This is a genomic window from Arenibacter sp. F26102, from assembly GCF_023015865.1.
Classification (GTDB): domain Bacteria; phylum Bacteroidota; class Bacteroidia; order Flavobacteriales; family Flavobacteriaceae; genus Arenibacter.
The window spans coordinates 1-281 of record NZ_JALKBC010000079.1 but is presented as its reverse complement, the minus strand read 5'-3'; the positions used below and the strand labels follow the sequence as shown (position 1 = coordinate 281).

At 36.7% G+C, this 281-nt stretch carries 1 protein-coding gene; it reads right to left on the bottom strand.

All coding sequences use genetic code 11. The features are described from left to right. Positions 1-95: 95 nt before the first annotated feature. Positions 96-281: hypothetical protein (locus tag MWU78_RS22345; RefSeq protein ID WP_247002036.1), on the bottom strand; the 186-nt coding region annotated here is incomplete at its 5' end.

Here is a 281-nt window from a genome sequence, read left to right as displayed (position 1 = left end):
CTTCCTTAATGGTAACTGACCCCGATTGGCCCCACATTCCGAGACATAATCCCAGTGCTATTATTAGGCTGATACTTCTTGCTTTCACTTTTCTATTATTTAGTTGATTCAATTTTATACATTGCAATGCCATCATTATTTCGTACAAACAAAACGACTTCGGTTTTATCGGCCAATAATATTTTAGTTATATCCCTTATTTCTCCGTCAATATTTAAACCGCTTTCCATTACACTGGCAGGTCTAAAATTTCCTTTGCCATCTCCAAATAGGACCATACC